This is a genomic window from Roseobacter weihaiensis (assembly GCF_020622345.1).
Classification (GTDB): Bacteria; Pseudomonadota; Alphaproteobacteria; order Rhodobacterales; family Rhodobacteraceae; genus Roseobacter; species Roseobacter weihaiensis.
Genome location: NZ_JACNMO010000010.1, coordinates 68,358 through 80,768, shown reverse-complemented (window position 1 = coordinate 80,768; position 12,411 = coordinate 68,358). Strand labels below are relative to the sequence as shown.

Sequence of the window (12,411 nt, the reverse complement as noted above, 5' to 3'; positions counted from 1 at the left end):
TCATCCCCTCCCCGGTGTGCTTGTCGTGCCCAGCAGCACGCCATAGGTCACGAAGCAGGCTGCCATCATCCGGCGCACCCAGACATTGAACACAGCCCCCAATGCCGCCCGCCCCAGCCCGGCGCCCAGCAGGGTAAACCCGGTATAGCTCAGCGCCGTGATGGTCAGTGCGGTGGGTATGATCACCGACATCTGCTCCCAGATCGGCACGTCAGGCGCGACAAATTGCGAAAAGGCCGCCAGATACCCCGCGATGCTCTTGGGGTTGATCGTCGCGATCGCCAGCGCATTGAGATAGACCGCGCGGGCCGGCCGGTCACCCATTGTCACGGGCTGCTTTGCAAGCATCCAGCCCCGGATGCCGAGGTAGATCAGGACTCCCGCACCCACCAGCTTGGCAACGAAAAACGCGGCGGGCGAGGCCGCGATCAACGCGGTGATGCCCAGCGCCGACAGCAGTAGAAACAGGCTCGCCTGGGTCAGGATTGCCCCGACCCCGATCATCGCGCGCCCAAAGCTCAGATGCATGCCATTGGTGATGCAGTTGACCGCATTGGGCCCCGGCGTGGTGACAAAAACCACCCAGAACAGAGCAAACAGGGTCCAGGCCTCGAAGCTCATTCAATACACCGGCGGCGCAATGACCCAGATCGCCACAGCGGGGTCCGGGAAAGGGTTGGACCAGCGAAAGGCCTCGCCCCGAATGCGAAAACTGTCGCCGGGGTGAATGGTGTGGACCACCTCGGAGATTTCGATGTTCAACCGGCCCGAGACCAGATACCCGACCTCCTGCGTCGGGCGTGACACCGCATCGGTGATCCGGCTGCCGGGTGCGAAAGTGGAATGCACCATCTCGAAGTCATCGGTCAGGTCGGGGGAGAGGAGCTCTTCGACAAGCCCTTCGATGGTCGATCCGATTTTGCGGCGCGCAGGCTTGCGCACGATATAGCCCGATTCATGCGCGGGTGCCGCGGAATGGCGGAACAGCATTGAAACCGACACGTCCAGCACATCCGCGATCTGGCGTAAATCACTGATGGAAAGGTCAGATTTGTCACGTTCCACCTGACTCAGCCAACCGACAGAGCGGCCAAGCTGATCCGCGAGATCTGCCAGTGTCAGCCCACGCGACTTGCGCAGCGCCCGCAAGTCGGCTCCCAGTGTCTTTGGTTGATCCGGCAGGCTGTGATGCATCTGGTGAAAATTTCCCTGTTTTTTTCACGATGCCTGAGTCGCGTGAAAAAATCCAGCATAATTTCATCGCTGCGACCAAGTTATTAATATCTTGCTTTGACGCTGCTGCTTTACCTATGCCCGCGTGAACACCGACCGAAGGATCGCCGCGAGGGACGTTGCATCCGCACTCTCGAACGCCCCAAGCTGATCGCTGTCGATATCAAACACGCCCAGCAGATCCCCCTGCGCATTCTCGACCGGCAACACCAGTTCAGACCGTGTTGTCGTGGCACAGGCGATGTGGCCCGGAAAGGCGTGAACATCCGGCACCAGTTGAACCTGCCGTGTGCGCGCCGCCGCACCGCAAACACCGCGCGCGAAGGGGATAACCAGACACCCATGGCCACCCTGATAGGGACCGATCTTTAGCGTTTCAGGCGCGGTGACCCGGTAAAACCCCGTCCAATCGAACCGATCATCCGCGTGATGCACCTCGCAGGCGACCGTTGCCATCAGGGCGACGGTATCGGTCTCTCCCGCAGTCAGCGCCTCGATGGTTTTGGCCAGTGAGCTATAGTCCGCTCTCATGGATCGCGCCCTTCAAGACCGCTCTATGGCGATGGCTGTTCCCTCGCCACCACCGATACAAATCGCGGCGACACCCCGCTTTAAACCCCGTTTTTCCAGCGCGTTGAGCAAGGTCACGATGATGCGCGCGCCAGAAGCACCGATGGGATGGCCGAGCGCACAGGCCCCGCCGTTCACATTGACCTTGCCATGATCCAGCGCCATTTCGTGCATGAATGCCAGAGGCACCACGGCAAAGGCCTCGTTCACTTCCCACAGATCGACGCTCTCTTTGTCCCAGCCGATACGCTGCAGGAGCTTTTGCGCCGCGGGGACAGGGGCGGTCGTAAACAACCCCGGTGCCTGCGCGTGGCTGGCATGCCCGACGATACGCGCAAGCGCCGGCATCCCACGGGCCTGCGCGCTGTCTTCTGAGGCAAGAACCAAAGCGGCGGCCCCGTCCGATATGGAGGAGGCGTTCGCAGCCGTCACGGTACCCCCCTCACGAAACGCGGGTTTGAGTTGCGGGATTTTTTCGGGGCGCGCAGTGGCGGGCTGCTCATCGGCCACGACGGTCTCGCTTGCCTTGCGCGAAGACACCGTAACGGGCGCAATCTCCCCTTCAAAGGCGCCGCTCTTTTGCGCCTCAAGCGCGCGCGACAGCGACGCCAGCGCATAGTCGTCCTGCCGGGCGCGGGTAAACTGATAGGTCTCCGCGCAATCCTCTGCAAAGGTGCCCATCAGTCGCCCCTTGTCATAGGCATCTTCAAGACCGTCGAGAAACATATGGTCGATCACGTGACTGTGGCCAAGCCGGGCACCGCCCCGCATTTTGGGCAACAGGTAGGGCGCGTTTGTCATGCTTTCCATGCCACCGGCCGCAACGACATCGGATTGACCCAAGGCGATCTGGTCGAATGCCATCATCGCCGCCTTCATCCCCGACCCGCACATCTTGTTGAGCGTGGTGGCTGGCACGTCCTCCCCCAGGCCTGCGCAAAAGCCGGCCTGCCGCGCCGGGGCCTGCCCCTGGCCCGCCGGGAGCACACAGCCCATCAACAGCTCTTCAACCGTGGCACCATTCGACATCTCAAGCGCGGCTTTGAGGGCAATGCCCCCGAGTTCAGCCGCGCTGAGGGTCCCGAGCGCGCCCTGAAAACCGCCCATCGGTGTGCGGGCTGCCCCGGCGATCACAACACTCCGCATCCTGTTAACCCCTCTGATGGCTCAATGAATTTGAAAGATTTGCGGGATACACCCTGCCGCAATCCAGTTTGTCGGAGTTTACAATGGAACTTGCAAGCAAAACAGAACAGGATCTGCGCATCGTTTCCGTACAGGACACACGCATTGACGCGGCTGTCGCGATTGAGTTCAAGGATGCCATGCGACACCAGACCGACGGCGGCCCCGATGTTGTTGTGCTTGACCTGAGCCGCGTTGAGTTCATCGACTCCAGCGGTCTCGGCGCGATTGTGGCTGCAGTGAAACATATGGGCAAAGGACGCAAACTGGCGCTGGCCGGGCTGACACCAACGGTCGCGCGCGTTTTTGAGCTGACCCGAATGGATGCAGTGTTCAGCGTTTTTCCTACATTGGAAGGGGCGTTGGCGGAACTGAAACCTCAGTGAACGGGGCCGAAAGGATCTTTTCGGTGACACGGCAGCCGCTGCCCCCTTTCGAAGTTTGCGTCCAGAGCGGACAACTCGCTGTCAGACAGGCATTGCGCAAGGTGTTCGAGGCGTTGCGCCCGCTGGACCTCGACGTCGAAGAAGCCGGCACAATCGAAATCGTCCTGGCCGAAGTGCTCAACAACATTGTGGAGCATGCCTATCCGCCGACAGGACCGGCAGGGCCCATTGCAATCCATTTCATACAGCAGCCAGACGGTCTGCGGGTAAAGGTCATGGATCAGGGCAACAAATTGCCGGACGAAAAGGTCCCATTGGTCACCGCTGCGCCGCTCGATGTCGAGCTACAGGATATGCCTGAAGGCGGATTTGGCTGGCTTCTGATACAACATCTCGCAAAGGACGTGACCTACGCCCGAGTTGGCAAGGAAAACCACCTCAACATGCGGCTCGCAGTTGGCCTGCCATCGTAGCGATGCCCGGAAATGCGAGGGGCCTCAATTGTTCCCAATTCTTCCCCCAAAGCGACAAGAAGCGATCATATTGCCGCCTTCTTCCAAGATCATACAGGGTCCTGTAGCTGCATATAGCTTCCCTCGGCGCTGCGTGTAATAGCCCCCACCCAGTACGCGGCGCCGAGGACTTCTCATAAATCCCCCAGACCACACGGCCACCATAGACTTCGCGGTCTAATGGGTTAGTTTGCGCGCAGATGTTTTCAATAAAGGCCACCGCGATGCGCGATTTCCATCTGCCCGGGCGCTCCCCTGTTCTTGCCAGCAAAGGGATGTGCGCCACCTCCCACCCCTTGGCGGCAAAGACCGCGATCGACATTCTGGAGCGCGGCGGCAACGCAATGGATGCCGCGATTGCAGGGGCGGTTCTTTTGGGATTGTGCGAACCGGCGATGACGGGCATCGGCGGAGATTGCTTTGTTTTGTGGTCCGAGAAAGATCAGCAAACCATCCGTTCCCTGAATGGATCGGGCCGCGCGCCCGCTGCTCTGGACGCGGCCATGCTGCGCGATGCGGGCGAAAGCGTTGTTCCCGCCTTCAGCGCGCATGCCGTCACCATCCCCACGGCAGTCTCGGCCTTTGCGCATCTGTCGGAAAAAGTCGGCAAGCTGGGGCTCGATACCCTTCTTGCCCCGGCAATTCACCATGCGGAGCATGGGATTCCGGTTGCGCCACGCGCGGCCTTCGATTGGAAGAACTACGCCCATAACTTGCAAGGCTCGGCGCGCGACACCTATCTGCTCAACGGCAAAGCCCCTGAAAAAGGAGAGCTGTTCCGCGCACCCGGGCAGGCAGAGGTCTTGCGCCGAATCGCCAAGGAAGGCGCGGCGGCCTTCTACACAGGCGAAATTGCCGAAGACATGGTCGCCACACTCACCGCAGCAGGCGGGCTCCATACGCTGGAAGATTTCGCAACCGCCGGCTGCGACGAGACAACGCCGATTGCCGGGTCCTACAAGGATGTCGATGTCGTGGAACATCCGCCGAACGGACAGGGGGCCACGGCGATCCTGATGCTGAATATACTTGCGCAATTCGACATGGCCCGCATGGACCCCTTTGGAACGGAACGCGCCCACATCGAGGCCGAAGCGGCCAAGCTCGCCTATGATGCGCGCAATCGCTTTCTGGCCGATGCCGACTATACCACCCGCCTTGACCACATGCTGGATATGACGCTGGCAAAAGAGCTTGCAGCGCTCATCGACCCCAAGGCGGCAATGGCCGCTGCTGCCCCACTGACCGAGATGGTGCACAAGGATACGATCTACATCACCGTGGTGGATCGCGACCGCATGGCGGTTTCGCTGATCTATTCCGTTTTCAAGGACTTCGGCTCCGGCATCGCGTCAGACAAATTCGGTATTCTTATGCAGAACCGGGGTGCCGGGTTTACCCTCGAAGAAGGCCATCCGAATGAACTCAAGGGCGGCAAGCGCCCCATGCACACGATCATTCCAGCCATGCTGCGCAAAAACGGCAAGGTCATCATGCCCTTTGGCGTCATGGGCGGCGCCTACCAGCCGAACGGGCATGCGCGGCTTGTCAGCAACATGATTGATTTCGGCATGGATCCGCAGGCGGCCATCGACGCCCCGCGTGCGTTCTCTGATGCGGATAATATGCAGGTTGAACGGGGGTATTCAGACGCGGTGCGTCAGGCGCTTGCCGACATGGGGCATTCGGTCAGCGTTCCCGAAACGGCGATTGGCGGGGCGCAGGCTATCCTGATGCATGACACGGGCGTGCTCGAAGGCGGCAGCGATCCGCGCAAGGATGGCTGTGCCCTGGGCTACTGACGGCCGAAACGCCCCACAGGGTTTAGTTCAGCTGAAAATGCAAGGGATACGCACCGTTCTGAAAGGGGCCGAACAAATCCGGGATATCGGGGTGATCCACCGGCTCACCGGAGTAATCCGCGATCAGGTTCTGCTCCGACACATAGGCAACATAGTAGCTTTGATCGTTTTCAGCCAGAAGATGGTAGAACGGCTGTTCTTTCTTGGGGCGGCTGTCCTCTGGGATCGACTCGTACCATTCGTCCGTATTGGCAAACTCAGGGTCCACGTCGAAAATCACCCCGCGAAAGGGGTGTTTTTTGTGCCTTACAACCTGGCCCAAATGATATTTCGCACGTGTTCTTATCATAGCATTGAAGCCTTTCGCCTACGTTAGTAGACGTTTCCGGCGGTATTTGTCCAACCCTTGGACCCTAAAAAAGAGGAAACAGTTTGTGAACCTTGCGCTGACAGTGCTCGAAATTGTGGCGCCCGTGTTTCTGCTGGCCGGGATCGGATATGCATGGGTCAAACTGGGCTTTGAGTATCGCATCCAGTTCGTCACGCAAATGGCGATGACACTGTCTGTGCCCTGCCTGATTTTCGTTTCCCTCATGCAGACAGAGATCGACCCCGCAGCCTTGACCGCCTTGTCGCTGGCCAGCGTGGTGACCTATGGCGCCGTGACGCTGGCGATGCTGACGCTTGTGCTCGTGTTGCGGCTGAACAGGCGCACATTTGCCGCCCCATTGATCTTTGGCAATACCGGCAATCTGGGGCTTCCGCTGGCGTTATTTGCCTTTGGCGAGATCGGTCTGAGCTATGCGATCATCGTTTTTGCAATCATGGCGATCTGGTCCTTCACTTTCGGGATCTGGCTGGTTGCCGGGGCCGGCTCTCTGACCAAAGTGGTGCGCGAGCCGCTTGTCGCCGGGACCGTTCTGGGGGCTGTATTCCTGTGGCAAGGCTGGCAAACACCGCTCTTTCTGACCAATACGCTGGAACTGATCGGCCAGATGGCCATTCCGCTGATGCTGATTACGCTCGGTGTGGCCGTGGCCCGGCTGCAATCCGGCGGCCTGCTACAGGCGGTGATGCTCAGCGCGCTGAAACTGGCGATTTGCGCGGGCATTGCCTGGGGGATTGGTGGCGCATTTGAGCTCGACCCGATCGCTTTCGGCGTGCTTGTCTTGCAGGTGGCAACGCCAGTTGCGGTCACCTCTTACATGCTGGCCGAGAAATACGGGGCCGCAGCACAGGACGTGGCCGGCCTGGTGGTCGCCTCGACGTTGATGTCCGTCGCCGCCCTGCCTCTGCTTTTGGCACTTTTGCTGTGAAATCGTGATTTCCAATTCGTCTTTTTTCCGGTAAGCTTGCAAAATAAAAAAATGAAAAGCGAGAGGCAGATGAGCAGAACTCTTCGCGCTATGGCAATCGTATTATTGGCGGCCTCCTGTGGGGGCGGTTCCGGCACGGCACCGCGCAATCTGGACAACGCCTGCAGCATTGCCGATCAGCGCCCGGAATACATGAGAGCATTCCTGCAGACCGAGCGGAAATGGGGGGTGCCCGTCCATGTGCAGATGGCAACCATGCACCAGGAAAGCCGGTTTATCAGCAATGCAAAAACACCGCATAAATATGCGCTCGGGGTGATCCCGATGGGGCGTGTCTCTAGTGCATATGGGTATTCGCAGGCACTGGATGGCACCTGGGATGACTATAAGAGCGCCACCGGCAAGCGGTTTGCCCGCAGGGACCGGATCCGTGATGCCGCAGATTTCATGGGGTGGTATATGGTCACCAGCCGGTCCAAGAATGGCATCCCGCTCTATGATGCGCGCAACCAATATCTGGCGTATCACGAGGGGCACACCGGGTATGCGCGCGGCAGCTACAATCGCAAATCCTGGTTGCTGAGTGTCGCCAACAAAGTAGATGCCCGTGCCGACCTTTATCAGGCGCAGCTTGCAACCTGCGGGTTACGCTAGGATCAGCGGCTGCGGGATTTCTCGCGATCCGCATCGAAAAGAGAATTGGGCAGCGTCATGCCCGTCTCAAACGCGCCCAGAACAACCCGCGTCTGGGCACCGGTTGCATCATGGATGACCCATTCGCGGAGCTGCGTGGGGTTATCCGTGAATGTGAGCTCAATATACCCGTTTTCCAGGTTATCGGGGTCTTCGGCGGTCACAATGGTTGCTGTCCCGTCAAAGCGGGCGTTGCGTACCATATTGGCGCGCGTCAGGTCAATGTTGCGCCCCAGAATGAGCGAGAGCGGTGTGCGGCTGAGCGGATAGGTTTCCGAGGGCTGGTTTGACTTGCGGTCGATAATCACCACGGCAGAGGCCGCCGCAATCACCAGCGCCTCCTCGGGCGGGTCATATTCAAAACGCATCCGCCCCGGCCTGCGAATGTAAAGCTCGCCGGTGCTGACCGATCCATCGTCGTTGATCTGCTGAAAATCCGCCCGCAATGTCGTCAGGCTATTCAGATAGGCCGAGATATCGGCCAGTTTGAGCTGTTCGGCCGCCCAGGAGGAAACCGGCCAGGCCATGAGCCAGACAATAAACAAACTGCGCAACAGGGGCTTCACGATCTATATTCCTTTGACAATCTCGTTGGAACAGCACCTAAACATCATCGCCCTGTTATGCGATATCAGCAGAGACAAATTCGCGTGTTTTTGCCGCTTAGCCCTGTTCCGGCACCAGAATTTCGCGTTTGCCCACATGATTTGCGGGAGACACAAGGCCCTGCTCTTCCATCTGCTCAACCAGACGTGCAGCCTTGTTGTACCCGATGGCCAGCTTGCGCTGGATATAGCTGGTAGAGCATTTGCGGTCCTTCAGCACTACCTGCACGGCGGTATCGTAAAGCGCATCTTCTCCGTCGGTGTTCCCACCAAGCCCCAGCACCTCGTCAATGCTGTTTTCGCTGTCCTCGGAAGGGCCCTCGACAACGCCGCTGACGTAGTCCGGCTCGCCATAGGCTTTGAGGTGGTTGACGATTTCCTCGACCTCCTCATCCGAGACAAACGGCCCGTGACAGCGGGTGATCTTGGCCCCACCCGCCATGTAAAGCATGTCGCCCATGCCCAGGAGCTGCTCCGCCCCCATCTCGCCGAGGATCGTCCGGCTGTCGATTTTCGACGTCACCTGAAAAGAAATCCGCGTGGGGAAGTTGGCCTTGATCGTGCCGGTGATGACGTCCACCGACGGGCGTTGCGTGGCCATGATCAGGTGAATGCCTGAGGCCCGCGCCATCTGCGCCAGACGCTGGATGCAGGCCTCGATCTCCTTGCCCGCGACCATCATCAGGTCCGCCATCTCATCGACGATGACCACGATATAGGGCAGCGCGACGGGTGTGTTCTCTTCGGTCTCAAAGATCGGCTCGCCCGTGTCCTCATCAAACCCGGTCTGTACCGTGCGGCTGAACATCTCGCCCTTGGCAAGCGCTTCGCGCACGCGACCGTTGAAGCCTTCGATGTTGCGCACCCCCATCTTGGACATCTTGCGGTAGCGCTCTTCCATCTCGCCCACGACCCATTTCAGCGCCACGACGGCCTTCTTGGGGTCTGTGACAACGGGCGAGAGCAGGTGCGGAATGCCGTCATAAACGCTGAGTTCCAGCATCTTGGGGTCGATCATGATCATCCGGCATTCTTCGGGCGTCAGCTTGTAGAGCAATGACAGGATCATGGTGTTGATCGCCACGGATTTACCCGAACCGGTTGTCCCTGCAATCAGCAGGTGCGGCATCTTTGCCAGGTTGGCAACCACCGGATCACCACCGATATCCTTGCCAAGCGCCAGCGGCAGGCGCATGTTGCTGTCCCCGAAATCGCGGGCCGAGAGGATCTCGCGCAGCACAACTTTCTCGCGGCTGTCATTGGGCAGCTCGATCCCGATGACCGACCGTCCCGGCACGGTGGAGACCCGCGCAGACAGCGCTGCCATCGACCGGGCGATATCATCGGCCAGACCGATCACACGGCTGGCCTTGAGACCGGGGGCAGGTTCGAGTTCGTACATCGTGACAACCGGGCCGGGGCGCACGGCAACGATTTCACCCTTTACGCCGTAGTCGTCCAGAACAGATTCCAACATCCGCGCGTTTTCCTCCAACGCCTCATCGCTGAGCTGCAGACGGGGAATATCGATGGGATTCTCCAGGAGATTCAGAGGGGGCAATTCAAAGCCCGGATGCGTGTCGTCAAAGGACAGGGCTGGTTGCGCCTCGGCCTGCGCCCGGCGCGAGGGTTGAACCGGCTTGCGCACCGGCTGCTGTACGACACGGCGCGGCGCGGCCACGGGAATCTCCGGCATCTCGGGGAGCATTTCTGGTTCCATCCCCATGTCTTCGGGTTCTTGCAGGGTGGCCGTAGACTTCGGCAGGCTGGAGGCTGTCAGCGGCGGCTCGGCACGTCCGGGCGCGGTATCAAGGACCAGCGGGTCCGGGCCCCTGCCGCGCCCCCGTGTCAAGGGCGCTGTGACAGGCGTATGGATCGCCGTGCCGGAGCGCATGCGGGATTTGATGACATCGGCGATGCGCGCCTTGATCCGCTCCTCGCCGGGCGCTTCGACAAAGCCCGCATCGTCAGGTTGTTCGACCAGTTCAGGTTCGGGCATCGCATCCGGCCTTCGGATCAACCCCGGCATGCGCGAGAACAGGCCCGGTTTTGCCTCCGTCTCCAGCATCTGAAAATCGGCCCCCTCCGGCAGCGGGGCAACTTCGGTCTGCACGACGGCCGCCGCTCGGGCCTCCTGCGCCTGCGCCCGACGTTCCGCATGACGCGCAGACAACCCTTGCGCCGTTGCGACGGCCCCTTGCGCGCTGCGCCCCAGCACGGTCATCACACCTGCGTAGATCAAGATAAGACCGGTTATCAGGAACCTGCCGATCCGCAGGACTTCGGGCCGGGTGAAGCCAAGCACGAACCCGCCAAAGACAATGATACCCAAGGCCATGAGCAAGGACATCAACTTGACCGTAAAGGTCGATCCGATGGGTAAAAGGGTCAGCAGCGCCCCCATCACCGTGTCCCCGAAAAGACCTCCCAAACCAAAGCTATGCGTGTCCAGCCAGTTGCCGGCAGGCGTCAGGGTCGCGGCATAGATCGAGCCAAAGGCGATGGCGATGGGGGCAAAGATCAAACGGCCCAGCGCCCGCTCCGCGCCCAGATGGAGCGCAAACCGCGCACCCCAGACCAGCAGAACGATGCCGAGCCCCCAGGCCCCCCAGCCCACGATCATAAAGAGCGGCGCCGCAATCGACGCACCGATCCGGCCCATCCAGTTCTGCGTCGGCGCATCGGTGGAAACCATCCAGTTGGGGTCGTCCGGCGTGTAAGATGCAATCATCGCGCAGGCCATCAGCCCCAAGGCAATCAGGATCAGACCGAGAAGTTCCTTGCCGCGTTTTTCCATCGCCTCGGCCATGTTGCTGTCGAACAGCGGATCGCGTCCACGCGTCTGATATGCCATACTCTTTTTACCCTTCATTTTATCGCGGATAGAGACAGTCGCGGATCAATTCGATACCGCGCTCTGTGTCCGCTTTTGGGGCCACCATGGCGGCCCTGATATACCCTTGACCGGGATTCACCCCGTTATAGTCCTGTGCCAGATACCCGCCCGGCAGCACCCGCACGCCCGCCTCGCACCACAGCCTGACGGCCGCATCCTCATCATTCTCAACCGGCAGCCAGAGGAAGAACCCGGCCTCCGGGCTGGCGTAGCCGGGCACATTGCCCAGCAGGCGATCCGCAATCTCGTATTTTTCAACGTAGAGCGCGCGGTTCTCGGTCACATGCACCTCGTCGTTCCAGACGGCAGCGGCAGCCATTTGCAACGGCAGGGGCAACGGCGCGCCTGCATAGTTCCTCAGTTGCTTGATCTCAGCAATGTTCCTGGCCCCACTGGCCACGAAGCCTGAGCGCAGGCCCGGCAGATTTGACCGCTTGGACAGCGAATGGAAAATCACCACGCGGTCCGGATCTGCCCCCATATCCTGCGCAACCTGCAAGGCTCCAGCCGGCGGGGCGCCGCGATAAATCTCGGAATAGCACTCATCGGCAAAGACCTTGAAATCATATTGTTCCGCCAGCCCGATCAACGCACGCCAGTATTCAGCCGTTGCGACCGCCCCCTGGGGGTTCGCCGGGGAACAGATATAGGCGGCGGTCGTGCGGTTCAGCACCTCCGGCGCGAGACCGGTGAAATCGGGCAAATGGTTCGTTTGTGCCGTCGCTGGCACCATGATCGGATCAGCCGTGATCGAAAGGGCCGCGATCATATAGACCTGGTAGAACGGGTTTGGCATCAGGATGGCGGGCTTTTCGCCGTTCTTGGTCTCGGGACAGAGCGCCATCGCGGCGTTGTAGAGCCCTTCACGCGTGCCGTTCAGCGCCATCACCTGCGTGTCGGCGTCAACCGCCACGCCGTAGCGACGGTGCACGAAGCTCGCCACCGCCTGACGCAACTCGGGGGCCGCATCATTGGGCGGATAACTGTTAAAGCCCGCCGCATGCTCGGTGATGACATCGGTGACCCAGGCGGGAAAGGCGTGCTTGGGCTCGCCAATGGTCATGTGAATAGCGGGGCCGCCGCCCTCATAAACGTCCAATAGATCGCGCAAACGCGGCCATGCATGTGCCGGAAGGTTCGAAAACCGCTCAGGATACATCATCAGAACTGCCTCAGATCGGGATCGTTTGCGTCCCGTTATAGCCAAGGTACC

13 protein-coding genes are annotated in these 12,411 nt (G+C 60.2%); 5 read left to right on the top strand and 8 right to left on the bottom strand.

The window, feature by feature from the left end; all coding sequences use genetic code 11:
• The 4 genes from H7847_RS13225 to H7847_RS13210 form a co-directional block, all read right to left on the bottom strand.
• The gene (locus H7847_RS13225) at nt 1-621 is read right to left on the bottom strand and encodes a LysE family translocator (protein WP_227269952.1); all 621 of its coding nucleotides are present in this window, start codon (nt 619-621) and stop codon (nt 1-3) included.
• Nucleotides 622-1,194: a helix-turn-helix domain-containing protein gene (locus H7847_RS13220; protein ID WP_227269951.1), complete on the bottom strand. Its 573-nt coding sequence runs from the start codon at nt 1,192-1,194 to the stop codon at nt 622-624.
• A 114-nt stretch (nt 1,195-1,308) separates the two neighbouring features.
• Nucleotides 1,309-1,764, bottom strand: coding sequence for a GAF domain-containing protein (locus tag H7847_RS13215; RefSeq protein WP_227269950.1), 456 nt, complete (start codon nt 1,762-1,764; stop codon nt 1,309-1,311).
• A 12-nt stretch (nt 1,765-1,776) separates the two neighbouring features.
• Nucleotides 1,777-2,949, bottom strand: a complete 1,173-nt coding sequence (locus H7847_RS13210; RefSeq protein WP_227269949.1) for a thiolase family protein — start codon at nt 2,947-2,949, stop codon at nt 1,777-1,779.
• Between the two features lie 83 nt (nt 2,950-3,032).
• On the opposite strand from H7847_RS13210, the gene H7847_RS13205 reads away from it, so the two are divergent.
• The 3 genes from H7847_RS13205 to ggt all read left to right on the top strand — a co-directional run bounded on the left by H7847_RS13205 (nt 3,033) and on the right by ggt (nt 5,688).
• Nucleotides 3,033-3,374, top strand: a complete 342-nt coding sequence (locus H7847_RS13205) for an STAS domain-containing protein (RefSeq protein WP_227269948.1) — start codon at nt 3,033-3,035, stop codon at nt 3,372-3,374.
• Between the two features lie 23 nt (nt 3,375-3,397).
• On the top strand, nt 3,398-3,847 hold the full coding sequence (locus H7847_RS13200) for an ATP-binding protein (RefSeq protein ID WP_227269947.1): 450 nt from the start codon (nt 3,398-3,400) through the stop codon (nt 3,845-3,847).
• A gap of 263 nt (nt 3,848-4,110) precedes the next feature.
• Nucleotides 4,111-5,688: a gamma-glutamyltransferase gene (gene ggt / locus H7847_RS13195; RefSeq protein ID WP_227269946.1), complete on the top strand. Its 1,578-nt coding sequence runs from the start codon at nt 4,111-4,113 to the stop codon at nt 5,686-5,688.
• A 22-nt stretch (nt 5,689-5,710) separates the two neighbouring features.
• Here ggt and hspQ read toward each other — a convergent pair whose 3' ends face one another.
• Nucleotides 5,711-6,037 (bottom strand): heat shock protein HspQ, encoded by a 327-nt coding sequence (gene hspQ, locus H7847_RS13190; protein WP_227269945.1) that lies wholly within the window; start codon nt 6,035-6,037, stop codon nt 5,711-5,713.
• Nucleotides 6,038-6,122: 85 nt separating this feature from the next.
• Between hspQ and H7847_RS13185 the strand changes: the two genes are divergently transcribed.
• Together H7847_RS13185 and H7847_RS13180 are read left to right on the top strand one after the other, a co-directional pair.
• Complete coding sequence (locus H7847_RS13185; protein WP_227269944.1) at nt 6,123-7,004, top strand: AEC family transporter; 882 nt, start codon at nt 6,123-6,125, stop codon at nt 7,002-7,004.
• 69 nt (nt 7,005-7,073) lie between these two features.
• A complete protein-coding gene (locus H7847_RS13180) occupies nt 7,074-7,658 on the top strand; it encodes a transglycosylase SLT domain-containing protein (RefSeq protein WP_227269943.1) in 585 nt (194 codons plus the stop codon).
• Nucleotides 7,659-7,660: 2 nt separating this feature from the next.
• Here H7847_RS13180 and H7847_RS13175 read toward each other — a convergent pair whose 3' ends face one another.
• The 3 genes from H7847_RS13175 to H7847_RS13165 form a co-directional block, all read right to left on the bottom strand.
• Nucleotides 7,661-8,224, bottom strand: coding sequence for a LolA family protein (locus H7847_RS13175; protein ID WP_227270053.1), 564 nt, complete (start codon nt 8,222-8,224; stop codon nt 7,661-7,663).
• Nucleotides 8,225-8,360: 136 nt separating this feature from the next.
• On the bottom strand, nt 8,361-11,156 hold the full coding sequence (locus tag H7847_RS13170; protein WP_227269942.1) for a DNA translocase FtsK: 2,796 nt from the start codon (nt 11,154-11,156) through the stop codon (nt 8,361-8,363).
• 19 nt (nt 11,157-11,175) lie between these two features.
• A complete protein-coding gene (locus H7847_RS13165; RefSeq protein ID WP_227270052.1) occupies nt 11,176-12,357 on the bottom strand; it encodes an aminotransferase class I/II-fold pyridoxal phosphate-dependent enzyme in 1,182 nt (393 codons plus the stop codon).
• Nucleotides 12,358-12,411: the final 54 nt, after the last annotated feature.

What these genes read in the sequence shown, in the direction of transcription:
- H7847_RS13225 (WP_227269952.1), bottom strand. Translation starts at nt 621, where the DNA reads ATGAGCTTCGAGGCCTGGACCCTGTTTGCTCTGTTCTGGGTGGTTTTT.
- H7847_RS13220 (WP_227269951.1), bottom strand. Translation starts at nt 1,194, where the DNA reads ATGCATCACAGCCTGCCGGATCAACCAAAGACACTGGGAGCCGACTTG.
- H7847_RS13215 (WP_227269950.1), bottom strand. Translation starts at nt 1,764, where the DNA reads ATGAGAGCGGACTATAGCTCACTGGCCAAAACCATCGAGGCGCTGACT.
- H7847_RS13210 (WP_227269949.1), bottom strand. Translation starts at nt 2,949, where the DNA reads ATGCGGAGTGTTGTGATCGCCGGGGCAGCCCGCACACCGATGGGCGGT.
- H7847_RS13205 (WP_227269948.1), top strand. Translation starts at nt 3,033, where the DNA reads ATGGAACTTGCAAGCAAAACAGAACAGGATCTGCGCATCGTTTCCGTA.
- ggt (WP_227269946.1), top strand. Translation starts at nt 4,111, where the DNA reads ATGCGCGATTTCCATCTGCCCGGGCGCTCCCCTGTTCTTGCCAGCAAA.
- hspQ (WP_227269945.1), bottom strand. Translation starts at nt 6,037, where the DNA reads ATGATAAGAACACGTGCGAAATATCATTTGGGCCAGGTTGTAAGGCAC.
- H7847_RS13180 (WP_227269943.1), top strand. Translation starts at nt 7,074, where the DNA reads ATGAGCAGAACTCTTCGCGCTATGGCAATCGTATTATTGGCGGCCTCC.
- H7847_RS13175 (WP_227270053.1), bottom strand. Translation starts at nt 8,224, where the DNA reads ATGGCCTGGCCGGTTTCCTCCTGGGCGGCCGAACAGCTCAAACTGGCC.
- H7847_RS13170 (WP_227269942.1), bottom strand. Translation starts at nt 11,156, where the DNA reads ATGGCATATCAGACGCGTGGACGCGATCCGCTGTTCGACAGCAACATG.
- H7847_RS13165 (WP_227270052.1), bottom strand. Translation starts at nt 12,357, where the DNA reads ATGTATCCTGAGCGGTTTTCGAACCTTCCGGCACATGCATGGCCGCGT.